Source organism: Mesorhizobium sp. NZP2298 (assembly GCF_013170825.1).
GTDB lineage: Bacteria > Pseudomonadota > Alphaproteobacteria > Rhizobiales > Rhizobiaceae > Mesorhizobium.
The window spans coordinates 5245497-5270399 of sequence record NZ_CP033365.1 but is presented as its reverse complement, the minus strand read 5'-3'; the positions used below and the strand labels follow the sequence as shown (position 1 = coordinate 5270399).

General features: G+C 63.3%; 18 protein-coding genes. 15 read left to right on the top strand and 3 right to left on the bottom strand.

The features are described from left to right. The first annotated feature begins 136 nt into the window (after positions 1 to 136). From EB231_RS25605 to EB231_RS25545, 13 genes are all read left to right on the top strand, one after another. On the top strand, positions 137 to 436 hold the full coding sequence (locus tag EB231_RS25605; protein ID WP_172351258.1) for a hypothetical protein: 300 nt from the start codon (positions 137 to 139) through the stop codon (positions 434 to 436). Positions 437 to 540: 104 nt separating this feature from the next. Next, positions 541 to 1206: a response regulator transcription factor gene (locus EB231_RS25600; protein ID WP_056563567.1), complete on the top strand. Its 666-nt coding sequence runs from the start codon at positions 541 to 543 to the stop codon at positions 1204 to 1206. Beyond that, positions 1190 to 2617, top strand: a complete 1428-nt coding sequence (locus EB231_RS25595; protein WP_172351257.1) for an ATP-binding protein — start codon at positions 1190 to 1192, stop codon at positions 2615 to 2617. The genes EB231_RS25600 and EB231_RS25595 overlap by 17 nt, the downstream gene beginning before the upstream one ends. A gap of 187 nt (positions 2618 to 2804) precedes the next feature. Further along, positions 2805 to 3242, top strand: coding sequence for a hypothetical protein (locus EB231_RS25590; RefSeq protein WP_172351256.1), 438 nt, complete (start codon positions 2805 to 2807; stop codon positions 3240 to 3242). 187 nt (positions 3243 to 3429) lie between these two features. Then, positions 3430 to 4569, top strand: a complete 1140-nt coding sequence (gene ccmI, locus EB231_RS25585; RefSeq protein ID WP_172351255.1) for a c-type cytochrome biogenesis protein CcmI — start codon at positions 3430 to 3432, stop codon at positions 4567 to 4569. A gap of 8 nt (positions 4570 to 4577) precedes the next feature. Next, positions 4578 to 5021 (top strand): cytochrome c maturation protein CcmE, encoded by a 444-nt coding sequence (gene ccmE, locus EB231_RS25580; protein ID WP_027041623.1) that lies wholly within the window; start codon positions 4578 to 4580, stop codon positions 5019 to 5021. Positions 5022 to 5047: 26 nt separating this feature from the next. Continuing rightward, positions 5048 to 7039, top strand: a complete 1992-nt coding sequence (locus tag EB231_RS25575) for a heme lyase CcmF/NrfE family subunit (RefSeq protein WP_172351254.1) — start codon at positions 5048 to 5050, stop codon at positions 7037 to 7039. Beyond that, positions 7036 to 7503, top strand: coding sequence for a cytochrome c-type biogenesis protein (locus EB231_RS25570; protein ID WP_172351253.1), 468 nt, complete (start codon positions 7036 to 7038; stop codon positions 7501 to 7503). The genes EB231_RS25575 and EB231_RS25570 overlap by 4 nt, the downstream gene beginning before the upstream one ends. A gap of 133 nt (positions 7504 to 7636) precedes the next feature. Next, positions 7637 to 9187 (top strand): Do family serine endopeptidase, encoded by a 1551-nt coding sequence (locus tag EB231_RS25565; RefSeq protein ID WP_172351252.1) that lies wholly within the window; start codon positions 7637 to 7639, stop codon positions 9185 to 9187. A gap of 355 nt (positions 9188 to 9542) precedes the next feature. After that, positions 9543 to 10217: a response regulator transcription factor gene (locus EB231_RS25560; protein ID WP_027041628.1), complete on the top strand. Its 675-nt coding sequence runs from the start codon at positions 9543 to 9545 to the stop codon at positions 10215 to 10217. Between the two features lie 130 nt (positions 10218 to 10347). Then, positions 10348 to 11829: a sensor histidine kinase gene (locus EB231_RS25555; protein WP_172351251.1), complete on the top strand. Its 1482-nt coding sequence runs from the start codon at positions 10348 to 10350 to the stop codon at positions 11827 to 11829. Beyond that, on the top strand, positions 11829 to 14789 hold the full coding sequence (locus EB231_RS25550) for a bifunctional [glutamine synthetase] adenylyltransferase/[glutamine synthetase]-adenylyl-L-tyrosine phosphorylase (protein WP_172351250.1): 2961 nt from the start codon (positions 11829 to 11831) through the stop codon (positions 14787 to 14789). Before EB231_RS25555 ends, EB231_RS25550 begins: the two co-directional genes overlap by 1 nt. Before the next feature lie 138 nt (positions 14790 to 14927). Beyond that, entirely contained in the window at positions 14928 to 15398 is a 471-nt protein-coding gene (locus tag EB231_RS25545) for a hypothetical protein (RefSeq protein WP_172351249.1), read from the top strand. 45 nt (positions 15399 to 15443) lie between these two features. Here EB231_RS25545 and EB231_RS25540 read toward each other — a convergent pair whose 3' ends face one another. Next, positions 15444 to 17765, bottom strand: coding sequence for a PAS domain-containing sensor histidine kinase (locus EB231_RS25540; RefSeq protein WP_172351248.1), 2322 nt, complete (start codon positions 17763 to 17765; stop codon positions 15444 to 15446). A 196-nt stretch (positions 17766 to 17961) separates the two neighbouring features. Next, positions 17962 to 20607 carry an aminopeptidase N gene (gene pepN / locus EB231_RS25535; protein ID WP_172351247.1) on the bottom strand — a complete coding sequence of 882 codons (2646 nt, stop codon included), beginning with the start codon at positions 20605 to 20607 and terminating at the stop codon, positions 17962 to 17964. Between the two features lie 154 nt (positions 20608 to 20761). Here pepN and EB231_RS25530 point away from each other — a divergent pair, with 154 nt between their 5' ends. Further along, on the top strand, positions 20762 to 23068 hold the full coding sequence (locus EB231_RS25530) for a xanthine dehydrogenase family protein molybdopterin-binding subunit (RefSeq protein ID WP_172351246.1): 2307 nt from the start codon (positions 20762 to 20764) through the stop codon (positions 23066 to 23068). Continuing rightward, entirely contained in the window at positions 23065 to 24030 is a 966-nt protein-coding gene (locus EB231_RS25525) for a DMT family transporter (protein WP_172351245.1), read from the top strand. The genes EB231_RS25530 and EB231_RS25525 overlap by 4 nt, the downstream gene beginning before the upstream one ends. Here the strand turns inward: EB231_RS25525 and EB231_RS25520 are convergent, their stop codons facing one another. Beyond that, complete coding sequence (locus EB231_RS25520; RefSeq protein WP_172351244.1) at positions 24031 to 24843, bottom strand: helix-turn-helix domain-containing protein; 813 nt, start codon at positions 24841 to 24843, stop codon at positions 24031 to 24033. Positions 24844 to 24903 lie beyond the last annotated feature (60 nt).

Here is a 24903-nt window from a genome sequence, read left to right as displayed (position 1 = left end):
ATTTCCGGGATTTCGTCGGGTTGGGGCGTCGAAATCACCATCGGGCATCTCGCGTTTCAGGGGGACTAGCGGGAATGATTTTCGTGTCGATCACTGTTCATTTCACGTTCAGCACAGATGCGTTACAACGCCGACCATGAAAACGTTTCGCTCCCTCTTTCGAACCGCGACCCTGGCGCTCAGTGCTGCCGGGCTGCTCGCGTCGCAGGCGATGGCGATGCCGGTGATCGCGCCAGACCAGAGCAGCTCGATCGTCCTGGCTGCGTCCGACTGCTACGCGATCGGCCAGCAGGTGGCAGAGCAGAATGGCGGAACGCTGGCCAAGGCCTCACAGTCGACACGCGGAGGCCAGCCGGTCTGCGTTATCGTCGTGCTGGTGCCAGGCAAGGACGGACAGCGTCCGCGCCGTTCCGAGATTATCGTCCCGCAAAACTGACCCAATGCTCCATCTTACGGGCCACGTTTCCCAGGCCGTCGGAATCGGCCTATATCTGCCAGTCTTCAATCTGAACGAACTCTTCAACAGGTGTCGATCTCCGCATGCGCGTACTCGTCGTCGAGGATGACAAGGATCTCAACAGGCAGATAGCGGACGCGCTGGTCGACGCCGGCTATGTCGTCGACCGCGCCTTTGACGGCGAGGAAGGCCATTTCCTCGGCGACACCGAACCCTATGATGCCGTCGTGCTCGACATTGGCCTGCCCCAGATGGACGGCATCAGCGTGGTCGAGCGCTGGCGCCGGGGCGGCCGCAAGATGCCTGTGCTGATCCTGACGGCGCGAGACCGCTGGAGCGACAAGGTCTCCGGCATCGATGCCGGAGCGGACGACTATGTCACCAAGCCGTTCCATATCGAGGAGGTGCTGGCGAGGGTCAGGGCGCTGATCCGCCGCGCCGCCGGCCATGCCTCGTCCGAACTCACCTGCGGGCCGCTCCGCCTCGACACCAAGGCATCGAAGGCCGATGTCGACGGCGTGCCGTTGAAGCTGACCTCGCACGAATTCCGCCTGCTTGCCTATCTGATGCACCATATGGGCGAGGTCGTCTCGCGCACCGAACTGGTCGAGCATCTCTACGACCAGGATTTCGACCGCGATTCCAACACCATCGAGGTGTTTGTCGGGCGGTTGCGAAAGAAGATGGGCATCGACATGATCGAAACCGTGCGTGGCATGGGCTACCGCATGCGTGAGCCGGAGGCGTAACTCGGAACCGATCAAACCAACCGCAAGGGCGCCGCTTTCGCTGCGTTTGTGGCCGCGTTCGCTGACGTTCCGCGTGATCGCCTTTTCCACCGTATGGGCGATCCTGACCCTTGTCGTCATCTTCACCCTGATCACCACGCTTTATCGCCAGGCCAGCGAGCGTGGCTTCGACAGCCTTTTGTCGGCGCATCTGTTCAACCTGATCGGTTCCATCGGCATTTCCGACACGGGAGCGCTCACCGGTGCTCCCGACCTTGGAGACCTCCGCTTCTCGGAGCCGAATTCGGGCTGGTACTGGTCGGTCGAGCCTGCCTCGGAAGGTGTGCATGGCGACCTTCACTCGTCGTCGATGACAAGCAAGATCCCGTCGCCGAGCGTGGCCGACGTGCCCTTCAATGCCAGCTTCCAGCGCAGCTATGCGGCCGAAGGCATCGACGGTGAGCAGCTCGAAGTGTTCGAGAGCGAATTCGTCCTCGACGCCAAGAACCGCGCCGCGCGTTTTCGTGTCATGGGCAACCAGAGCGAACTCGAACAGGAGATCGCTACCTTTCAGCGCCGCCTGCTGACCTATCTCAGCCTGTTCGGCGTCGGCATGATCGCCATCAACGCGATCGCTATCCTGCTCGGCTTGCAGCCGCTGCGCAGGGTCAGGAACGCACTTGCCATGGTGCGCGAAGGCACCGCACAGAGGCTCGACGGCCGCTTCCCGGCCGAGATCGAACCGTTGGCCAACGAAACCAACGCCTTGATCGAGAACAACAAACGCATCGTCGAGCGCTCGCGAACCCAGGTCGGCAATCTCGCCCATTCGCTGAAGACGCCGCTTGCCGTGCTGCTCAACGAGGGCAGGGCACTTGGCGGCGCCAAGGGACAATTGATCGCCGAACAGGCCGCCTCGATGCAGAAGCAGGTTGACCATTACCTGCAGCGCGCCCGCGTCGCTGCGCAGCGCGACAGCGTCGTCTATCGCACGCCGGTGGCGCCGCTGGTCCAGCGCATGGTGCGGGTCTTGCAGAAGCTCAACCCGCAGACCAGCCTGTCGCTGTCGCTGCCGGCCACCGAGATCGTCTTTGCCGGAGAGCGCGAGGACCTCGAGGAACTGCTTGGCAATCTTCTCGAAAATGCGATGAAATGGGCAAAAAGCGCCGTGTCGGTCTCGGTTGTGTCCTTGGCCAGCAAGGATGACAATTTTTTCGAGATCAGCATCGAGGATGACGGCCCGGGCATCCCCGAGGACAAGGCGCGCGACGCGCTGAAGCGTGGAAGGCGCCTGGACGAGACAAAACCGGGAACGGGTCTGGGGCTTGCCATTGTCGCCGACCTTATCAACGAGTATGGAGGCGTTCTGGCGCTCGAACGGTCCGGCATGGGCGGACTGAAGGCGGTGGTGCGATTGCGGAGCCTTCAGTAATGCTACTCAGGGCCGATCGGCAGCGATGGACGGCGCACATCATGACGGTATATCGATTGGTCCCGGAGCGGCCGGCAGCGGCCAAATTTCCGACAAATATCAATACTATGGCCACGTCTACTTCTCCGATGACGCGGCCCCCGGCGCATCCATGGCAGGCTCCAATTCAAGAAAACCGGTTGTTGGCATGAAGATTCGCGTCGCGCTCGTTTCCGCACTCCTGGCCGTCTCCGGCTGCACCACCTTGAGCGGCAAGGGCCCAACCTTGGCGCCGACACCAGCGTCGACGCCTCCAGCGAATGGCAAAGTCACCAAATCGATCATTTCGGCGATGGGTGGCGGCCTCATTGGCGGCTCGATCGGTGCCGGCCTCAGTGAATCCGAAAAACGCAGCGCTCTCGAGGCGGAATACAAGGCGCTCGAATATACGACGAGCGGCCAGAAGGTGGCGTGGAAGGGCGATCAGGCATCCCGCTATGGCGAGGTCGTTCCGGCCCAACCCTATCGTGTTGGTTCGCAAGACTGCCGCCAGTACACGCAGACCGTCTTCACGGGTGGAGCCGGCGTCACGGCGCGCGGAACCGCTTGCCGCAACGCCGACGGCAGCTGGACGCCGCTGACCTGAAAGCTGCATGTCGCCCAAAAGCGCGCAGCGATTTTGGGACAACGACATGCACAAAACAAAGATCGGATCGGCTCTGGTTGGAATCCGGCCGGTTGACGTCGATCAAGGACATTCGGCGCGCTGACCGTCAAAGCGTCGCAGGATGCCTGTGTTGGCAGGGCAGGGCTCTGCCGTTATTGGAAGAACCATGCTGTTCTGGGTCATAGCCGCGATACTGACGCTCGGTGCGAGCCTGGCGGTGCTGCTGCCGCTGGCCGGAGGCGCCAGGGGCGCGTCGTCGAGCGGCGATCACGATCTGGAAGTCTATCGCGATCAATTGTCCGAGCTTGACCGTGATGTCGCACGCGGCTTGATCCAGCCGGTCGAAGCGGCCGAGGCGCGCGCCGAAATCGCGCGCCGCATCCTTCGCCTCGACAATGCGGATGCGGCCGGCAAGACGTCGGCCAGGCAGGCTTTTTTTTCCGCAAGACTTGTCGCGACAGTGGCCGTACTGGCTGTACCGCTGGTCAGCTGGGGTCTCTACAGCCAGATTGGCTCGCCTGATTTGCCGTCGCAGCCGCTCAGCGACCGGTTGACAAAGAATCCGGCCGACAGCTCGGTCGACGAACTGGTTGCGCGGGCCGAGGCCCACCTTGCCGCCAATCCTTCCGACGGCCGGGGTTGGGATGTGCTGGCCCCAGTCTATCTGCGCATGCAGCGCTTTTCCGAGGCGGTGGCGGCGTACCGCAATGCCATCCGCCTCGACGGAGATAGCGCGGTTCGCCAGGCCGGCCTCGGCGAGGCGATCGCCGGTGCGGCCGGCGGCATTGTTTCCGCCGATGCCCAGGATGCCTTCGAGGCGGCGCTCAAGCTCGATCCGGCCAACGCGAAAGCCCGCTTCTATCTGGCCATGGCCTTGGCGCAGGAGGGGCGAAACAAGGACGCGGTCACGGCCTGGCAAACCATGCTGGCCACCTTGCCGCCCGACTCGCCTTGGCGCGGGTCCGTCGAGCAGGCGCTGGCCAAGTCCGCCAGCCCCGAAGTCGCTTCCGGCGCTGACGCAAAAGGTCCCGATGCCGCGGATGTCGACGCTGCGTCCTCCATGTCGCCGCAGGATCGCGAAGCCATGATCAACACGATGGTCGCCGGCCTCGATGAAAAACTGCGGCAAAATCCGCGTGACCCGGAAGGATGGATGCGGCTCGTTCGTTCCTATGTCGTGCTGGGCAAGGCCAACCAGGCGCGCGAGGCGCTGGGTCGCGCCATTGCCGTCTTTGGCCCCGGCAGTGACGAGGCCAAGAAATTCACCGCCTTTGCCGCCTCGCTCGGCCTGGCGGCGACGGAGTAGAACGTGTCATGACACGCAAGCAGAAACGGTTGTCGGTGATCGTCGGTGGGTTGGCTTTCCTGGGCGCCGCCACCGGGCTGACCTTCTACGCGCTTGGCCAGAAGGCGTCCTATTTCTACATGCCGGCGGACCTCACCACCGCCAGCGTCCAGCCCGGCCAGCGCATCAGGCTCGGCGGTTTGGTCGAAAAAGGCACGATCCAGCGCGGGCAGGGCGCGACAGTCGCCTTTTCCGTCACCGACACGCATAAATCGGTCAAGGTCACCTATACCGGCATCCTGCCCGACCTTTTTCGCGAGGAGCAGGGCGTCATCACCGAAGGCACTTTTGGCCCGGACGGGGTCTTTGTTGCCGACAGCGTGCTGGCCAAGCATGATGAGCGCTACATGCCCAAGGAGGTGGCCGACGGGCTGAAGGCCAAGGGCGTCTGGCAGGAGAGCAAGAGTGAGTGAGTCTGGCAGAAGGGCAGGGGTCAATCATGGTTGAAACCGGACATTTCGCCCTGGTCCTGGCGTTCGCGCTCTCGCTGGTGCAGACGATCGTGCCCCTGTTCGGCGCGCGGCTGAACAACCAGCGCCTGATGGCTGTCGGCGGTCCTGTCACGATAACGGGCTTTGCGTTGACGGCGCTGTCCTTCGTCGCGCTGGCGGGTGCCTACGCGCACTCCGATTTTTCGGTGGCGAGCGTCTGGGAAAACTCGCATTCGCTGCAGCCGCTGATCTACAAGATCACCGGAACCTGGGGCAATCACGAAGGCTCGATGCTGCTCTGGGTGCTGATCCTGACCTTCTTTGGTGCCCTTGTCGCGGCTTTCGGCTCCAACCTGCCGGCGACGCTGCGCGCGAATGTGCTGGCCGTGCAGGGCGCCATTGGCGCTGCCTTCTTCCTGTTCATCCTTGCGACGTCCAATCCTTTCATCCGGCTCAACCCGGCGCCGATCGAAGGCCGCGATCTCAACCCGATCCTGCAGGATCTCGGCCTCGCCATTCATCCGCCGCTGCTCTATCTCGGCTATGTCGGTTTCTCGATCTGCTTCTCCTTCTCGGTCGCCGCCCTCATCGAGGGCCGCATCGATGCCTCCTGGGCGCGCTGGGTGCGGCCATGGACGCTGGTCGCCTGGATGTTCCTGACCGGCGGTATCGCGATGGGGTCTTACTGGGCCTATTACGAGCTCGGCTGGGGTGGTTTCTGGTTCTGGGACCCGGTTGAGAACGCTTCCTTCATGCCGTGGCTGGCGGGCACCGCGCTGCTGCATTCGGCCATCGTCATGGAAAAGCGCTCGGCGCTGAAGATTTGGACGCTGCTGCTCGCCATCCTCACCTTTTCGCTGTCTCTGCTCGGCACCTTCCTGGTGCGTTCGGGCGTGCTCACCTCGGTGCATGCCTTCGCCACCGACCCAACGCGCGGCGTCTTCATCCTATGCATCCTGACGCTGTTCATCGGCGGCTCGCTGGCATTGTTCGCGCTGCGCGCCTCAAGGCTGACGGCCGGCGGACTGTTCCACCCGATCTCGCGTGAAGGCGCGCTCGTCCTCAACAATCTGTTCCTGACCACGGCGACCGCCACCGTGCTCGTCGGCACGCTCTATCCGCTGGCGCTGGAAGCGCTCACCGGCGGCAAGATCTCGGTCGGCGCGCCGTTCTTCGACCTGACCTTCGGCCCCTTGATGCTGCCGCTTCTGGCCCTTGTGCCATTCGGACCGCTGCTCGCCTGGAAGCGTGGCGATGTCTTCGCCGCGGCGCAGCGCCTGATGGCTGCCTTCGCGCTGGCGCTGGCGGCGATGCTGGTCACTGGCCTGTTTATCGACGGCGCTTCGGTTTTCGCCGCCCTCGGCATCGGCCTTGCCGTCTGGCTGGTCGCCGGAGCCCTTACCGACCTTGCCGTCAAGTCCGGTGTCGGATCGGTTGCACCGGCCGTCATGTTCAGGCGCTTCGTCGGCCTGCCACGCTCGGTCTTCGGCACGGCATTGGCCCATCTCGGCCTTGGCCTGACGTTGCTCGGCATTGTCGCCACGCTCTCCTTCGGCACCGAGAAGATCCTTACCATGCGCGCCGGCGAGACGGTGGAATTGTCAGGCCATACGCTGCGTTTCGTCGGGCTTTACCCGGCGCAGGGCCCGAACTACGCCGAGGATCGTGGCCGCTTCGAGTTGATCGGCGTCAGCGGCAGTCCTGTCGGCGTGATCAGTTCCGCCAAGCGTTTCTATCCGGTGCGGCAGACGACGACGACGGAGTCCGGTATCAAGACCCTTGGTTTTTCCCAGCTCTACATTTCGCTCGGCGACGAGGGCAAGGACGGATCGGTGGTGGTGCGCCTGTGGTGGAAGCCGCTGGTGACGCTGATCTGGGGCGGCGGCCTGGTGATGATGGCGGGCGCTGCCATGTCGTTGATGGACAGGCGCTTGCGTGTCGGCGCGCCGTCGCGGCGGCGCAAGCAGGCCGATGCCGTGGCAACCGCGAGCCTGCCATGAAGGCAAGGTTCTCCGTCGCATTGCTTGTCCTGATGCTGGCGCTTGGCTTCGCCGGCTCGGCGCTGGCGGTGAAGCCCGACGAGATGTTGGCCGATCCGGTGCTTGAGGCGAGGGCCCGGACACTCTCGGAAGGCCTGCGCTGCATGGTCTGCCAGAACCAGTCGATCGACGAATCCGATGCCGATCTTGCCCGGGACCTGCGTATCCTGGTGCGCCAACGCCTCGTCGCCGGCGATACCGACCAGCAGGTGATGGACTATGTGGTTTCCCGCTACGGCGAGTTCGTGCTGCTTAAGCCGCGTTTCGATCTGCGCAACGCGTTGCTTTGGGGCACGCCTGTGCTGTTGTTGCTGATCGGGGGCGTCTTCATTGTACTCAGTGCAAGGTCGCGCCGAACCCTGGCGACTCAGTCCCTGTCTTCGGAAGAACAGGCGGCATTGGACGCCATCCTTCGCCGCGACTGACGGCTGCTGGCGCCCGCCAACATTACCAAAGTTTCATGCGTCGGAAATGGCGCTGTAATGTGGACCGCTCTAATTCTCTCTCTTCGAGGATGCCGATCAAGGCAGGTCCATTTGAAAGAGGATACGAGACCCCATGAATATTGCCCCCAATTCATATTCCCGCACCCGTAAGCGTCTCCTGGCTGCCGCCGCGTCCGTCGCCATTGCCGGCGCGATCGGTGTTGGCGCGTTGACCAGTGGAACCAGCCCCGTCCTGGCCGACGCCGTGCGTGTCGAGGCCCCGCAGGTTCCGAGCTTCGCCGATGTCGTGGAGCGTGTTTCGCCCGCCGTGGTCAGCGTCAAGGTCAAGGCCAAGATCCAGCCGACCGCCGATGACGGTTCCGACGACCAGGATGGCTTCGACAATCTTCCCAACAATCCGCAGTTGCGCCGTTTCTTCAAGGAATTCCGCGGCTTTGGCGACCAGGGCGGCCAGAATGACGATGGCCACCGTCGCTTCGGTCACCGCGACCGCAACAATGACCAGCCGCGCCCGGTGGCCCAGGGCTCCGGCTTCTTCATTTCCGAGGACGGCTATCTCGTCACCAACAACCATGTCGTCGAAGAGGGCACCGCCTTCACCGTAGTGACCAATGACGGCAAGGAACTCGACGCCAAGCTGGTCGGCACCGATCCGCGCACCGATCTCGCCGTACTCAAGGTCGAAGGGGGCGGCAAGTTCACCTATGTCGATTTCGCCGACGATTCCAAGGTTCGCGTCGGCGACTGGGTGGTGGCCGTCGGCAATCCGTTCGGCCTCGGCGGCACCGTCACCGCCGGCATTGTGTCGGCGCGCGGTCGTGACATCGGCGCCGGCCCCTATGACGATTTCCTGCAGATCGACGCCTCGGTCAATCGCGGCAATTCGGGCGGCCCGACCTTCAACCTCAACGGCCAGGTGGTTGGCATCAACACGGCCATCTTCTCGCCCTCGGGCGGCAGCGTTGGAATCGCTTTCGATATTCCTGCCTCGACCGCCAAGCAGGTTGTCGGCGATCTGATGAAGAGCGGTGCGGTGCAGCGCGGCTGGCTCGGCGTCGAAATCCAGCCGGTCACGTCTGATATCGCCGAGTCGCTTGGCCTGAAGTCCAACAATGGCGCGTTGGTGTCCAGCGCCCAGGACGATGGCCCCGGCAAGAAGGCAGGCATCACCGCTGGTGACGTCATCACCCAGGTCGATGGCAAGGACGTTGCATCGCCGAAGGAACTCGCCCGCCTGATTGGTGCGTATTCACCGGGCAAGTCGGTTGACGTCACCGTCTGGCGCGACGGCAAGAGCCAGACGGTCAAGGTCGATCTCGGCAAGCTGCCGGCCAGCGACAAGCAGGCTTCGAACGACCAGCAACAGCAACCCGCCGCTCCGGCAAAGCCCGACACGCTGGCCGATCTCGGCCTCACCGTCACCAAGTCCGAAAACGGCAAGGGCCTTGTGGTCACCGATGTGGACCCCGACAGCGATGCCGCCGACCGCGGCATCCAGCCGGGCGACATCATCACCGCTGTCAATTCGAACGAGGTGAACGGCACCGAGGACGTCACCAAGGCGATGACCGACGCGGTGAAGTCCGGCCGCAAGGCGGTGCTGATGCAGATCACCCGCGACAACAACAATCGTTTCGTCGCGCTGCCTGTCGCCAAGGGCTGACAACGACTTTTCCGATGCGGCGGGTTCAAACACCCCCGAGCCGCCGCATGGGAAAGCATGGAGCCGGGTACGTTAGTCAGTCATCGTGCTCTCCTCCAGCGGCAGCGGGCCTCCCATCGCCCGCTGCCGCACATTTTGGAAGCCGCCTAAAAACATTCCCTCGGACCTGGGGCGAGAGGATGTGGTGATCTCAGGATCATGTCCCGAAAGCAGGCATGTTCGGGATGAAGACCACCAGGGAACAAGATCTTATCGCGCTTGGTCTCGATCATCTTGATCGCGATGCGCTTTGGCAAAGGCTAAAATGCAGATGCCGGCTACTCAACCTTCCAGGGAAATCGCGTATAACGGCCCTATGAAGATTCTCGTCATAGAAGATGATCGCGAAGCTGCGGATTATCTGCAGAAAGCCTTTGCCGAGGCTGGTCATACCGCCCACGTCGCCGGCGATGGCGAAACCGGTTTCGCGCTTGCCGATGCCGGTGACTATGACGTGATGGTCATCGATCGGATGATGCCGCGCCGCGACGGCCTGTCGGTCATTGCCGGTCTTCGCTCCCGGGGCAACACCACGCCGGTGCTGATCCTGTCGGCGCTGGGCGAGGTCGATGACCGGGTCACCGGGCTGCGCGCCGGCGGCGACGATTATCTGACCAAGCCTTATGCGTTCTCCGAGCTTTTGGCCCGCGTCGAGGTGTTGAACCGGCGCGCCAGCGCCAAGGAGGCTGAAACAGTCTACCGTGTTGGCGATCTCGAACTCGACAGGCTGTCGCATTCGGTCCGCCGTGCGGCGCGCGAGATCACGCTGCAGCCGCGCGAATTCCGCTTGCTCGAATATCTGATGCGCCACGCTGGCCAGGTGGTGACGCGCACCATGCTGCTCGAGAATGTCTGGGACTATCATTTCGACCCGCAGACCAATGTCATCGATGTCCACGTCTCGCGGTTGCGCGGCAAGATTGAAAAAGGCTTCGATAAGCCCATCCTGCATACGGTTCGCGGCGCCGGCTACATGCTGAAGGGCGGCTAGAGCATGATCCCGAAAAATGGGAACCGGTTTTCTCGGACAAACGGCTCCGTTTGTCCAAAGATCATGCTCAAACAAAGAGCTAGATCAGCATGACGATTCGACCAATCGTCATGCTGATCTAGGCGGCAGCATGGCGCTTTCCGTGCCCGCCATCATGAGGACGACGGCAGCGCGGCTCTCGGCGCTCTACCTCCTGCTCTTCGCGCTCTGCGCCGTGCTGCTTGTATTCTACATGACCTCGCTGTCGGCGCGCATGCTGACGTCGCAGACGCAGGAGACCATCAACGACGAAGTGCTCGGTCTTGCCCGGGCCTATCAACGCGGTGGCCTGCCGGTTCTGGTCAGGGTGGTGGAGGCACGATCGCGTCAGCCAGGCGCCAATCTCTATCTGATCGCCGACGCCAATGGCCAGATCCTGACCGGCAACGTGCAGAGCCTCGAACCGGGGGTGATCGACACCGAGGGCTGGACGACCGAGCCGTTCTCCTACAAACGCTTCGGAGAAGGTGAGCTTGACCGCCTGCGCAGCGGAACGACCGACCAGACGACACCTCCCGCAACTGGTGGCAGCGCGGCCCAGCAGACCGAAGGCGCGCAGGGCCACAACGCCATTGCACTGGTGCTGCGGCTGCCCAACCAGATGATCATGCTGGTCGGCCGCGACCTTGGCGAACCGGAACGTTTCCGCGCTGTCATCCGCCGTGCGCTGACGCTGGCGCTTGGCATGATGGGCTTGGGCGGCATCCTGATCTGGTTCTTTGTCGGCCGCGCCGCGCTCAAGCGCATCGACAGCGTTTCGGAGGCAAGCCGCCGCATCATGGGCGGTGACTTGTCGGGCCGGCTGCCGGTGACCGGCGCCGGTGACGAGTTCGACCGGCTTTCGGAAAACCTCAATTCCATGCTGGCCAGGATCGCGACGCTCAACGAAGGCCTGAAGCAGGTTTCCGACAACATCGCGCATGATCTGAAGACGCCGCTGACCCGGCTGCGCAACCGGGCCGAAGCGACACTTTCCGGCAAGCACAAGCCCGCCGATTATCGCCAGGCGCTGGAAGGCACCATCGCCGAGTCCGACCAGTTGATAAAGACCTTCAACGCCATCCTGATGATCTCCCGCCTGGAGGCCGGATATTCGTCCGAACACACCAACCGCGTCGATCTGGCGGCGGCGGTGCGTGATGTCGTCGAGCTTTACGAGCCGGTGGCTGAAGAGGCTGGCGTTTCGCTCGAAGCCGACGTGAACGGTGCTTTTCTCGTCGACGGCAACCGCGAGCTGATCGGCCAGGCGCTGTCCAACATCGTCGATAACGCCATCAAATACTCGACGGATTCCACGTCCAAGCCGGCGGTTCGTGTGACGCTCAAGCGGACGCATGGCGAGATCAGGCTTTGTGTCGCCGACAACGGCCAGGGCATTCCGGACGATGCCGATCGCGCCCGGGCGACCGAACGTTTCGTGCGGCTGGAGAAGAGCCGTTCGCAGCCCGGTTCCGGCCTTGGCCTCAGCCTCGCCAAGGCGGTCATGACGTTCCACTATGGGCGGCTTGATCTCCTGCCTGGCAATCCGGGACTATCCGTGGTCATGAGTTTCCCCGCACGGGAGGATCACTAATGGCTGCGGTCGCGAAACGGACGGTCACGGACTGGTTGCTGAAGCCGGCGGTTGGGCTCGCCCCGCTCGATGATGGCCAGGCGCGACAGGAATTGGCCGACATTGCCGCGGCGGCACGCGAAGAAGGGCTGACAAGGCTGGCCAAATTCCTGAACGCCAAGGGGGAGGGCCAGGATTTCCTGGCTGCTGTCTTCGACCTCTCGCCGTTTTTGCGCGATACGGCGCGTCGCCGGCCGCGGATCCTGGATGCTCTTTTCGATCAGCCGGTCGAGGCCCGCCTGAAAGCGATCACCGCCGCGATCGACCAGTCGGCATTGGCAGAGACAGTTTCCGAATCCAGCCTGATGATGGAATTGCGCCAGTGCAAGGCCGAGGCGCATTTCCTGATCGCGCTGGCCGATCTCGCCGGTGAGGCGGAAACGTCGCTGACGGTGCGGCGGCTGAGCGATCTTGCCGACGCCTGCACCCGTTCGGCCGTCGATTTCCTTCTGCGCGACGCCCACGGCCAGGGCAAGCTCAAACTGCCTGATCTTGACACCCCCTCGCGACAATCGGGCTGGATCCTGCTCGGCATGGGCAAGCTCGGCGCGCATGAACTGAATTTCTCCTCCGACATCGACCTTGTCGTTTTCTTCGACCCGGAATCGCCCGCCGTCGTCGATCCTCTCGACGCAACCGAGCTGTTTTCGCGACTGACGCGACGACTGGTGCGCATCCTGCAGGACCGCACCGAGCACGGCTATGTCTTCCGAACCGATCTGAGGCTGCGTCCCGATCCCGGTTCGACCCCGCTGGCGATCCCCGTTGAGGCCGCGCTACGCTACTACGAAGCGCGTGGCCAGAACTGGGAACGTGCGGCGATGATCAAGGCGCGTCCGGTGGCCGGCGATCTGGCCGCGGGTGCTGCTTTCCTCAAGGAGCTGCAGCCCTACATCTGGCGCAAGTACATGGACTACGCGGCGATTGCCGATGTCCACTCGATCAAGCGCCAGATCCACGCCCACAAGGGCCATGGCGAGATCGCCGTGAAGGGGCACAACGTCAAGCTCGGCCGTGGCGGCATCCGCGAAATCGAGTTCTTCGTCCAGACCCAGCAACTCATCGCCGGCGGCCGCTTCCCTGAACTACGCGGCCGCGAAACCGTGCCGATGCTCGGCCAGCTTGCCGCACGCGGCTGGATCACCACTGAGGCGCGTGATGCGCTCGCCAGCCAATACTGGTTCCTGCGCCGTGTCGAACACGCCATCCAGATGGTGGCCGACGAGCAAACGCATACGCTGCCGGAAGACGATGAGGGGCTTGAGCGGATCGCCCATATGCTGGGCTTTGCCGACGCGGCTGCCTTTTCCCTGGCATTCCGCGCCTCGCTGCAGCAGGTCGAACGCCACTATGCGGCGCTGTTCGAAACGGCACCCGAGCTTTCGGCGGGCATCGGCAATCTGGTCTTCACCGGCGATGTCGACGACCCCGACACGCTGCAGACCTTGCACGGTCTCGGCTTCCAGCGGCCGAGCGACATCTGCCGTGTCATCCGCGGCTGGCACTTCGGGCGCTACCGCGTCACCCAGTCGGCGGAGGCGCGCGAGCGGCTGACGGAATTGACGCCGGCCTTGCTCAAGGCCTTCGGCCAGACGCGCCGGGCGGACGAAGCCTTGATCCGTTTCGACGAATTCCTTGCCGGCCTGCCTGCCGGCATCCAACTGTTCTCGCTGCTGCAGTCGAACCCGGCGCTGCTCAAGCTGATGGCGACGATCATGGGCGCGGCGCCTCGGCTGGCGGCGATCATTACACGCCGGCCGCATGTGTTCGACGGCCTGCTCGACCCCGCTCTTCTCAGCGAACTGCCTGATCGTGCCTATCTCTCGGCACGTCTTTCCGCCTTCCTCGAAGGTGACAGGGTCTATGAGGAGGTGCTCGACCGGTTGCGCATCTTTGCCTCGGAGCAAAAGTTCCTGATCGGGGTGCGGCTGCTCGCCGGTTCAATCGATCCGGCCCGGGCCGGCCGCGCCTTTTCCGATCTCGCCGATCTCACCATCGAGGCGGCGTTGCAAGCGGTGACCGCCGAATTCTCGGCGCGGCACGGCATGATCGCTGGCGGTGTGGTTTCGCTGCTCGGCATGGGCAAGCTCGGCAGCCGCGAATTGACCGCAGGGTCGGATGTCGACCTCATCCTGCTCTACGACCATGAGGCGAACGCCGAGGATTCCGAAGGCGACAAGCCGCTGGCGCCTTCCCACTATTACACCCGCATGACGCAGCGGCTGATTTCGGCGGTATCGGCGCCAACGGCGGAAGGGGTGCTCTACGAACTTGACCTGCGGCTGCGGCCGTCGGGCAACAAGGGGCCGGTGGCCACCCATATCGATGCCTTCAAGAAATATCAGCGCCAGGAGGCCTGGACCTGGGAGCACATGGCGCTGTCGCGCGCACGCGCCATTGGTGGCGACGCCGGCCTGTGCGCCGAGGTCGAAGCGGAAGTTGCCTCCGTCCTTGGCCAGCAGCGCGACGCGGCAAAGGTGAAGACCGAGGCCGCGGACATGCGCGCCATGATCGAGAAGGAAAAGCCGGCGCGTGACCCCTGGGACATCAAGCTGATCCCCGGCGGGCTCATCGATCTCGAATTCATCGCCCAAGTGGCTGTCATCACCGGGCAGGTCGAGGAAGGGCCGCGTGTCACCGGTACGGCCGAGATTCTGTCCCGCCTCGGCCCTGGCTTCGCCGATGCCGGCGTCAGGCAGGAGCTTGCTGCCGCCTTCGCACTTTACCTAGCGCTGACCCAGATGACCCGGCTTTGTCTCACCGGGCCGTTTGAGCGCGACGACGTTCCGCCAGGGCTTTCGGATCTGCTGCTGGCGGTTACCGACCTGCCGGATTTCGGTGTGCTGGAAGCACACCTCAAGGAGACGTCGCAAAAGGTCAGGAAGGACTTTGACCTTTTGCTTCGCGCCGGACGACCGTGAAATAGCTGTCGAAGCATCGGACCCAAAAGTGGAAACCGGTTTTGGGAAGATCCGATGCTCGACAAAGAGATAGAGCGGCAACAGGACCGAAGATCCGCCGCTCTCGCATCGGGGGTGACGATGCAACAGGAGAAGACCATGAGAAAGTCAACCAAGCTTGCCCTTGCCTTCGCAGCACTTGCCGGCGCCGTCGGCACCACCGCCTATGCCGAAAACAATGCCAGCGCGAAAATGCGCGACGGCATGATGGCCCGCCTCGACAAGGCGATGAGCGATTCAGACGGCGCCATCACCTTCGACCAGTTTTCGGACGCCATGAATGCGCGGCTGAAGAAGCTCGCTGCCGCCAATGGCGGCAAGCTGACCGTCGCCCAACTCGCTGACGCGCTGGAGAAGGCGCGCTTCGAACGCATGGCCAGGCGCATCATCGCCCGTTACGACACCAGGGGCGACCGCACGCTGACCACGGATGACATCACCGGTCGCGAGAAGAAGGTGTTCGCCATGCTCGACAAGAACAATGACGGCAAGATCGAGAAGAGCGAACTGCCGAAGGGCCACCACTTTGGCCATCCTCGGCAATCGGATGACGACGGCAGCGTCCAATAAGATTGTTTGATCCAGGCTCCAGCGATATCGCTCGGAGCCTGCCGCTCAAGCGGCGGCCCTGACCGCCGCCGGCGCCTTCTTCACCGGAATGCGCACCGACACGATCGTGCCGACGCCTTCGGTCGAACGGATCTTCAGCGCGCCGCCCTGGAGCTCGGCCAACGAGCGCGAGATGGCGAGGCCAAGGCCTGATCCGGCATGGTTCTTGGAAAACTGGTTCTGCACCTGTTCGAAGGGCCGTCCGAGCTTGCCGAGCGCCTCCTTCGGGATGCCGCAGCCATTGTCCTCGATGGTCAGCACCAGGGCTGCCGACGTGTTGCGGGCCCTGACCGATATGTGGCCGCCCTGGCCGGTGAACTTCACCGCGTTGGACAGGAGGTTGATGACGATCTGCTTGATCGCGCGGCGATCGGCGAACAAGGTCAGCGCGTCGGCGATGCGTGTCTCCACGGTGATCGCTTTCTGCGCGGCCTGTAGCGAGACGACACGCACCGTCTCGCTGATCAGCGGCCCGAGGTCGATCTGTTCCTGGTCCAGCGAGAACTGGCCGGCTTCGATCTTGGACATGTCGAGAATATCGTTGATCACGCCGAGCAGATATTTGCCACTGCTGTTGATGTCGGTTGCGTACTCCTCGTAGCGCTCCGACCCTAGCGGGCCGAACAGCCCCTGTTCCATCAATTCGGAGAAGCCGATGATGGCGTTCAGCGGTGTACGCAATTCATGCGACATGTTGGCCAGGAATTCGGATTTGGCCCGGTTCGCCGCTTCGGCGCGCTCGGTTTCCTTCATATATTTGCGGTTGAGGTCGACCAGTTCGCGAGACCGTTCCTCCTCGGCCCGGCGGGCGAGGCTGAGATCATGGATCGTCGCCATCAGCCGGCGTTCGCTGTCGACCAGTTTCTCCTGATGCAGCTTGATCTGGGTGATGTCGGAGCCGACAGAGACGATGCCTCCATCCCTGGTCTTGAGTTCGTTGACCTGCAGCCAGCGGCCGTCGGACAGCTGCCGTTCGAAAGTGGCGCCGCCTTGCGGACCATTGGTGTTGGCAAGCCTGCGCTCGGAAGCAAAGGCCAGCATGCGCTCTTCCAGGGAAGCGCGCGTCACGCCTGGCATCACGTCGCGATCCGAGAGCCCGTTGTCCTGTTGGTATTTGGAGTTGCACATGATCAGCCGCTGCGTCGAATCCCACAGCACGAAGGATTCATTGATGTTCTCGATCGCGGTCCTGAGGCGAAGGTCGGCCGCCTCGGACCGCAGCGCCAGATGGCGCTGCTCGGTGACGTCGACGGCGATGCCGATAAGCTGGATTTCCGGCGCTTCCGGATCCATGACCTGTGCACGGGCACGCATCCACACCCATTGGCCATCGGCATGCCGCATCCGGAACACCTGGTCGATGTGGTCGATCTCGCGGGCGACAATTCTGTTGGCGAGGTCGAACAGGTCGCCGTCCTCGGGATGGATAATCTCGTCGACCTCGCCGAAGGACAGCATCGTCTCGCAGGGCTCGTAGCCCAGCATGTCGTACATCGAGCGCGACCAGTACATCTTGCCGCGTACCATGTCCCAGTCCCACAGGCCGCAGCGGCCGCGGACCAACGCCATGTCGATGCGCTGGTGCGCTTCGAGGTAGATGCGGTCGGCGGCCTGTGCGCGCGCCGCCTGCCCGAAATAGGCATAGAGGATGATGATCAGGACGCCGGCCGTCAGCACGAACAGCGTGACGTTGAGCGAGACGGTCTTGCGCCATGTGTCGAAGACTGCGTCCTGCGGCACCAGAGCCGCCGCTGCTCCCTTCCGATCCTTGGCGACGCTGACCGCGGCATACCAGTCCTGGCCGCCGATGCTGACCTCCATGACGCCAGCGCGGTCGCCGAACATGAATAGTGGCTGGCCGCCCTGGACGAGGCCGTCGAGCGAATGGCCTTGCCAGGGGATCGAGCGCGGCGTCACCGCGGTGATCTTGAAGGCGCTGTCGGTGATGACGAGCACATGGCTGCGGCCCATCGCGCCCTGACGGCTGGTGGTCTCCAGCAGGTCCTGGATGGCGCCGGGCAGGGGGTCCGAAGTGGTGGCAAGAGAGCTGGCCAGTTGGCCCGCCGCCAGTGTCAGGATCGCCTTGGCATCACGCTCGACGTCGTCGCGCTCGTTCATCAGCGACAGCACGCGAAGCGCCGCGATGACGAGCAGGAAGATGATGATGAGGGCCGGTATCGACCGGCGCAGCAGCGGTTCGGCGGCCAGAAGCCGCTTGTAGGCCGGTTCGGCGATGAGCCGCGTATTCCCGGCAAGGCCGTCGCCGCGCGTCTCGCGACGCGCAAAAGCCATCCCACCGGGCGCGCCCCACGCGTCCGCCTTCGCCATAAATGGCACTCCCCGAATTTGCCTATGCTGCTTTGTGATCCGGCAAACGCCGCACTTCCGAATCGTCAGTAAAGAATCAAAGGTGATTCGCCTTGTCCAGTGGTCCGGCGAAAAAAGATTAAAAATCGACTAAAATAATCGGTTTTGGAGGCGCCGCGCCTCGGCCCTCTCCCATGTGGGAGAAGGCCGAGGGTATCTAGGCCAGCGTGCGCTCGACAATATCGCGCAGATCCGCCGACAGGTTTTCGGCATTGGCGATCGAAAGCAGGGCTTCCCTAGCCTTGGCCTGCCGGCCCGGTTCGAGCGAACGCCATGATCTCAGTGCCGTCGCCAGCCTTGCCGCCACTTGCGGATTGCGCTTTTCGACCTCAAGCACCGTTTGCGCGAAGAACCGGTAGCCTTCGCCGTCGGGGCGATGGAAACCGGTCTGGTTTGCACTGGAGAATGTGCCGATCAGCGAGCGTACCCGATTTGGATTTGCCATGGAAAAGCCTGCATGAGCAGTCAAGGCACGAACCGTGTCGACAGCCTGCGGCCCCGGTACGCTGGCCTGGATCTGGAACCATTTGTCCATGACCAGGGGGTCGGACGCATAGGTCTTTTCGAAAGCCGCCAGCGCTTTGTTTGCCTCCGGCGAACCATGGTGACGATGCGCGAGCACGGCAAGCGCGGCAGCGCGGTCGGTCATGTTGGTGGCGGACTGGAAATGTCCGGCGGCAAGTGCCGCACCGCCCGGTAGCAGCGAGAGATAGTCCAAAAGGACGTTGCGCAGGGCGCGTCGTCCGGCGCTTGTCGCATCCGGGCTGAACGCGGCCTTGTCCACGAGGCGATCATACAGCTGCGCGAAGAGTTCCCGGTTCGCCGTGGCTATTGCCAGCGCAAGGGCCTGTCGGGCCGTGTGGATGGCGTCGGGATCGATGTTCTTGCCGATGTCGCGCGCGATATCGGCATCGCCAGGCAGCGCCAGCGCCAGCGCCCGGTAGGCGGGCTCCAGCGTCTCGTCGCCGGCGATGCGGCCGGCAAGCTCGGTCAGCCGTGGCGTGAAGTCAGGCTGCTTGCCGCCAAGGATCTCGCGGAAGGCAGCGATCAGCGCATCGGTGAGGAGGGTATTGAAGGCTTGCCAGCGCGAGAAGGCGTCGCTGTCATGGCGGGCAAGGAAGAACTGATCGTCGGCCTTCTGCTCGACCGACAGCGTCACCGGCGCCGAAAAGCCGCGGTTGAGCGACACGGCCGGACGTTCCCCAACGCCTGAAAAGCGTACCATATGGCGGCGCTTGCGGACATGGATGACGCCGTCCTCAACGCTGGCGCCCTCGACCCCGCTATACTCGACAGGCTTGCCGCCGGCGCCGATCAGGCCAAAGGCGAGCGGTATATGCATCAACCGCTTGCGGCTTTCGGAGGGGGTGGGCGGCACCGACTGCTCGATCTCGAGCGTGAACTCCCGCGCGGCCGGATTGTGCGTCGTACTGACCGTCAGATTGGGTGTACCTGCCTGATGATACCAGAGCGCGAACTGCGACAGGTCGCGGCCCGAGGCATCCTCGAACACCTTGATGAAATCCTCGATCGTGGCCGCTTCGCCGTCATGCCGCTCGAAATAGAGGTCCATGCCGGCGCGAAAGGCTTCCGTCCCAAGGATGGTGCGGATCATGCGCACCACTTCGGACCCCTTTTCGTAAACGGTCGCCGTGTAGAAATTGTTGATCTCGCGGTAGCGGCGCGGCCGCACCGGATGCGCCAGCGGACCCTGGTCCTCGGGAAACTGGTGCGCCCTCAGCGTGCGCACTTCGGCGATGCGCTTGACCGCCCGCGAGCGCTGGTCGGCGGAGAATTCGTGGTCGCGGAAAACCGTCAGCCCTTCCTTCAGGCAAAGCTGGAACCAGTCTCGGCAAGTGATTCTGTTGCCTGTCCAATTGTGGAAATATTCATGCGCGATGATCGCCTCGATATTGGCGAAATCGGCGTCCGTCGCGGTCTCCTGATCGGCCAGCACATATTTGTCGTTGAAGATGTTGAGGCCCTTGTTCTCCATCGCGCCCATGTTGAAGTCCGACACGGCGACGATGTTGAAGACGTCGAGGTCATATTCGCGACCGAATGCCTCCTCGTCCCATCGCATCGACCGCTTCAGCGCGTCCATCGCGTAGCCGGCGAGCTTCTCCTTGCCGGGCTCGACATAGATGCCGAGTTCGACCTCGCGGCCGGATGTGGTGACGAAACTGTCGGCCACCTGGCCGAGATTGCCGGCCACCAGCGCGAACAGATAGGACGGCTTGGGGAAGGGGTCGTGCCATCCGGCATAGTGCCAGCCGTCGCCGAGATCGCCCTTGTCGATCGGATTGCCGTTGGACAGGAGCAGCGCCGCCTCGTCGCGCAGAGCCTCGATCCGCACGGTGTAGACGGACAGGATATCGGGCCGATCGAGGAAGTAGGTGATGCGGCGGAAGCCCTCGGCCTCGCATTGCGTGCAATAGACGTTGTTCGAGCGATAGAGACCCATCAGGGCTTCGTTGCCGGCCGGCGCCAGTTCGGTTTCGATGAGCAGCTGGAAGCGGCGCGTGGCCGGCGGCTTGAGAATGGTGAGTTGGTCAGGTGTCACCAGCAGGTCCGCCGGACTTGCCTTCTGGCCGTCGATCTCGATGCGCTTGAGTATCAGTCCGTCGCCGTCGAGCACCAACGGCGCCGCCGCGGACACGCCGTCGCGGCGTTCGATCGTCAGCGTTGCGGTGACGATTGTGGCCTCGGGCGAAAGGCGGAAGGTGAGATTGGTCTGCGGAATGAGATAGTCGTTGGGGCGATAGTCTTCCAGCTTGAAGACCTGGCCGGTGTCCGTGCGCATTCCGTTGTTTTTCCTGTCGATTGCGTTGGAAGCGGACAGTTCCCGCTGGTCCAAGAAATTTGAAGTCCGCGCTCTTTACACGAAACGATCCCTCGACAAAACTCAACCGATGCCTATTTCAGGCGTTCATTCTCCACATCATCACGAGGCAGCCATGACCGTCGTCACACCGAAATTCGGCATGGGCGCTTCCGTGCTGCGGCGCGAGGATGCGGCATTCATCCAGGGACAGGGCCGCTATACCGATGATATCAAGCCGGCCGGCGTCGTGCATGGCTATGTCCTGCGCTCGCCGGTCGCCAAGGCAAGCTTCAGAATCGGCTCGACTGAAGCGGCAAGGCAGGCACCCGGTGTCCATCTGGTGCTGACCGGCAAGGATCTCGCTCATCTTGGCGATCTCAAGTCCGGTGTCATGCAGGCACAGCCGGACGGCACCAAGGCGCCGACGCGCGACATTCCGATCCTGTGCCGGGACCGCGTCAACTATGTCGGCGATGCCGTTGCTTTTGTGGTCGCCGACAGCCGTGCCCTGGCGCAGGATGCCGCCGAACTGATCGATGTCGACTACGACGGCGAGGACGCCGCTTCAGGCACGGCGACGGCACTTGCCGAAGGCACGCCGCTGGTCTGGCCGGAACTGGGCTCCAACCGTGCCTTCACCTACCACATGGGCGACAAGGCGAAGACGAAGGCGGCCTTCGCCAGGGCGGCCCATGTCACCCGCATCGAATTCGTCAACAACCGGCTGGTCTGCAACTACATGGAGCCGCGCTCGGCGATAGGCGAATGGAATGTCGGGGAGAACCGCTTGGTGCTGACCACCGGGTCTCAGGGCGTGCATTCCATGCAGTACATCCTGGCCAACCTGTTCAAGATCAAGAAGGACCAACTGCGCGTCATCACGCCCGATGTCGGCGGCGGGTTCGGGCCGAAGAGCTTCGTCTACCGGGAATATCCGTTGGTGCTCGAGGCTGCGAAACGGCTCGGCCGCCCGGTGAAATGGGCCGGCGACCGGACCGAACATTTCCTCACCGACGCGCAAGGCCGTGACAACGCCGTTACGGCTGAAATGGCCATGGACAAGGATGGTCGCTTCCTCGGCATGAAGGTCGCGCTGCTCGCCAATATCGGCGCCTATGTCTCGCAATACGGCCCGTTCATTCCCTATATCGGCGTCACCATGTCGACCGGCGTCTATGACATCCAGGCGCTCGATGTCTCGGTGACCGGCCTCTACACCAACACCTGCCCGGTCGACGCCTATCGCGGGGCCGGCCGGCCCGAAGCGGCGTTCTTGCTGGAAAAGCTGGTCGATGCCTGCGCCCATGATCTCGGCCTGCCTGTCGACGAAATCCGCCGCCGCAACTTCATCCGACCGGAGCAATTCCCTTATCGCACGCAGACCGGCCGCCTGTACGACAATGGTGAATTCGAAGGCCATATGGACCGCGCCATCGAACGGTCTGAGTGGAAGACGTTTGCGCAGCGGCTGGAGCAGGCGAAGACCGCCGGCAAGATCCGCGGCATCGGCATGGCGACCTATATCGAGGCTTGCGCCTTTCCTGGCTCCGAACCGGCCTTTGTCGAACTCAACGGCGACGGCACGGTGACGCTCAAGATCGGCACCCAGACGAACGGGCAGGGGCATGCCACCGCCTATGCACAGTTCCTGTCGGAAAAGCTCAATCTCGACATCGACAAGATCCATGTCCGCCAGGGCGACACCGACGAATTGAAGGCCGGCGGCGGTACCGGCGGCTCACGGTCCATTCCATTGGGGGGTGTATCGGCCTCCCGCGCGGGCGAGGACCTGGCCAACAAGATCAAGCGCATCGCGGCCGACGAGCTGGAAGCCTCGGCAGGCGATATCGAACTGGCCGACGGGGTTGCCCGCATCGTCGGTACCGACCGCACGATCGATTTTTCCAGCATCGCCAAGGCCGCGAAAACCCCTGATGATCTCAAGGGTTTCGGCGAGTTCGTCCAGGACGAATGCACCTATCCGAACGGCACCCATATCTGCGAGGTCGAGATCGACCCCGACACCGGCACGACCGACATCGTGCGTTACACGATTGTCGACGATTTCGGTGTTACCGTGAATCCGATCCTGCTCGCCGGCCAGGTACATGGCGGCGTCGTGCAAGGCATCGGCCAGGCGCTGACCGAGGAAACCATTTATGGCGAGGATGGACAATTGCTGACGGCGAGCTTCATGGACTATGCCATGCCGCGCGCAGACAATTTTCCGTTCTTCCATTTCGAGACCCGCAACGTGCCGTCGACCACCAATGCGCTCGGCATCAAGGGCGCGGGCGAGGCCGGCACGATCGGTTCGACGCCGGCCGCGCTCAACGCGGTGACCGACGCGCTGTGGCGTGCCTACGGCATCCGGCATATCGAGATGCCTGCAACGCCGGCGCGCATCTGGGCCACGATCAGGGGTGCATCGCCAACGTGACATCAGGGGCGGGGGCGGAACCAGGAACGACGGGCGGCCACGGTACGCTGAGGGGCATCGCGCTCAAGATCGTCTCGGTGGCGGTTTTTGTCGGCATGCAAACCTGCATCAAGGCGGCCGGCGAGGTGCCGGCCGGGCAGATCGTGTTCTTCCGCTCCTTCTTCGCCATCTTCCCGATCATTGCCTTCCTGGCATTGAAAGGGCATCTGGCGACGGCATTCGTCACGAAACGTCCCTTCAACCATGTCGCGCGCGGCATCGTCGGCGTTGGTGCCATGGGACTTGGCTTTTTCGCGCTCACCAGGTTACCGCTGCCCGAGGCGATCACCCTGAACTATGCGCAGCCGCTGCTCGTCGTGGTGTTTTCTTCGGTTTTCCTTGGCGAAACGATCCGCGTCTATCGCTGGAGCGCTGTCGCTGTCGGCCTCATTGGCGTGCTCATCATCTCCTGGCCGGAACTGACCCTGCTCAATTCGGATGAAGCGCTCGACGACGAGGAGGTCCTGGGCGTCATGGCCGCGCTGGTGGCCGCGGCGATCTCGGCTGTCGCCATGCTGCTTGTGCGCAATCTCGTGCAGACGGAGAAGACAGCGACCATCGTTTTGTGGTTCTCGTCGACCGCGAGCGTGCTCTCGCTGCTGACGCTGCCTTTCGGTTGGCAGTCGCTGACACCAGTGCAAGCCGCGCTGCTCATCATGGCCGGCTTCTGCGGTGGCCTCGGCCAGATCCTGATGACCTCGGCCTATCGCCATGCCGAGGCGTCGGTGGTGGCACCGTTCGAATACACCTCGATGATCCTCGGCGTCGTCGTCGGCTATTTCGTTTTCGGCGACGTGACCTCGCTCAGCACGCTGGTCGGCGGCCTGGTTGTCGTCGCGGCCGGCATCTTCATCATCTGGCGCGAACGGCAACTGGGCCTGGAACGCAGGCGAACGCGCAAGGCGATGTTGCCTCAGGGTTGATCAGGACCGCTCGCCGCGCTCCTTCGCCAGCCGCAGCAGCACGGCGCGTGTCTGCTCATCCGCCGGGAAGAAGGATTCGATCGCCAGTTCCGACAAGGTCACGTCGAGCGGTGTGCCGAACACGGTGATGGTGCTGATGAACGACAGCACCTGATCGCCATGGGCAAGCCTGAGCGGATGCACGATGGCGTTCGGCTCGACGGGTGCCGGCCGGCCGCCTTTGAGGCCGGAAGGATAACCGCGCAACTCGTGCTCCAGTTCGACCAGCACCGGGTCGCCGGTCGCATCGTTCTGGTGCTTGAGGCGCTCCAGCAGATGCGTGCGCCATTCCTGGAGATTGACGATGCGCGGTGCGATGCCGCCGGGGTGCAGGGAAAGGCGAAGCACATTGACTGGTGGCGCCAGCAGGGAAGCCTCGCTGACATCGACAAGGAACGGAGCGATCGCGGCATTGGCCGAAACCAGGTTCCAGTGCCGGTCGACGGCCAGTGCCGGGAACGGTTCATGCCCTTTGAGCACGGTCTCGACCGCCGCCATCGCGGGCGCCAGCGTCGTGTCGGTGAGCGGCCGTTCGCTGAAGCTCGGCGCAAAGCCCGCGGCCAGCAGCAATTGATTGCGTTGCCGCAGCGGGATCGAAAGCTGCTCGGCCAGATGCAGCACCATATCGCGCGAGGGCGCGGCGCGTCCGCTCTCGACAAAACTCAGGTGCCGCTGCGAAATCTCGGCCTCCATGGCGAGGTCGAGCTGGCTCATGCGGCGTCGCGTGCGCCATTCGCGGATAAGACTGCCGGCGGAAGTTTGGGCTGATGTCATGGGAGGATGGCTAGTCCGACAGGGATAGCATTTCAATTACCTGCGAGGTTATCGCCAGGG